The following is a 1331-nucleotide window of genomic DNA, read 5'->3' as shown; positions in this document are numbered from 1 at the left end:
TCAGGCACCCCGCTGACCTGATCGAGCCGGAACAGCGGGCCATCCACCAGTTGCATGGTGCCCTGCGCAGGCACGGTCTTGCGCCAGGTTTCGGCATAGACCTCGCCCTTGGCGACGGCGATGCCCTCTTCGAGGTGCAACTCGCGCGGGCGGCCGTAGTCGAACAGGCGATAGGTGATATCGCTGTTCTGCTGCACTTCGATCACGGTGACCCCGGCACCGATGGCGTGGACGGTGTTGGCCGGGATGTAGAAGAAATCGCCCGGCTTGACCGCGTGCCAGACCATCAGGTCCTCGATCGATCCGTCCAAGGCGGCGGCGCGCATGGCCTCCTCGCCGATCTCCTCGCGAAAGCCGATGCCCAGCGTCGCGCCGGGATCGGCGGCGACGACGAGCCAGCACTCTTCCTTGCCCTGTTTGCCCAAGCCCCCGGCAATCGTCTGCGCATCGGACGGATGGACCTGGACCGACAGCTTTTCGCTGGTGAAGATGTATTTGACCAGCAGTTGCGGCAGTTCCGGCGGCGGCTCGAACCAGATCTCGCCGATGCGCGCGCCTTCGGGCGTGGCGAAAGGCGGCGGCAGGATATCCTGGCCCCAGGGCTTCTCGACCTGGCGGATCGGCAGCGGGCCTTCCATGTTCCGCGCTACCCCTCGCCTACTGATTGACCGCGCCGGCGAGCTTGCCGACTTTCTGCACCCCGGCGACGCTGGTGATCATGATGTCGTTGCCGTCTACCACGACGATGACATCCTCCAGCCCGATCACCGAGACGCGCGGGCCGTCGGTATCGACCAGCACATTGCGGCAATCGATCAGTTCGACCTCGCCGCCGCGTGCGGTGTTGGCGCTGCCGTCAGCGCCTAGCGCGATGTGCAGCGCATCCCAGTTGCCGATATCGGACCAGTCCATATCGGTCGGGACCATGGCTGCGCGGGTGGTGTTTTCCATCACCGCATAATCGACCGAATCGCTCTCGACCGACTTGAAGGTTTCGGCATCGGGATAGAACCGCTGGCCGTCCTCCTTGCCCTTGGCGACCGCCTCGCGGATGACAGAAGCAATCTGCGGGCGATGCGCGGTCAGCTCGTCCATGAAATCCTTGACCCGGAACGCGAAGATGCCGCCGTTCCAGGCATAGCCGCCTTCGGCCAGGAAGCCCTTGGCGCGTTCGAGATCGGGCTTTTCCACGAACTGCGCGGTGCGGAAACCTTTGGTGCCGCGAGACGACTCGATCGCCTCGCCGCGCTTGAGATAGCCGAAGCCGGTTTCCGGGGCATGCGGCTCGATCCCGAACGACACCAGCCAGCCCTCCCCGGCCAGCGCCGCCG

At 65.3% G+C, this 1331-nt stretch carries 2 protein-coding genes; both read right to left on the bottom strand.

Going from position 1 to position 1331, the window contains the following annotated elements:
* On the bottom strand, positions 1-638 hold a 638-nt coding region (locus tag IE122_RS18195; RefSeq protein WP_189622638.1), incomplete at its 3' end, for a class I mannose-6-phosphate isomerase.
* A gap of 19 nt (positions 639-657) precedes the next feature.
* Positions 658-1331 (bottom strand): sugar phosphate nucleotidyltransferase (locus tag IE122_RS18190; RefSeq protein WP_189622637.1); only part of this gene is annotated, 674 nt, incomplete at its 5' end.

The organism is Novosphingobium colocasiae (assembly GCF_014652555.1).
Lineage (GTDB): Bacteria > Pseudomonadota > Alphaproteobacteria > Sphingomonadales > Sphingomonadaceae > Novosphingobium > Novosphingobium colocasiae.
This window is presented reverse-complemented; position numbering and strand designations above follow the sequence as displayed.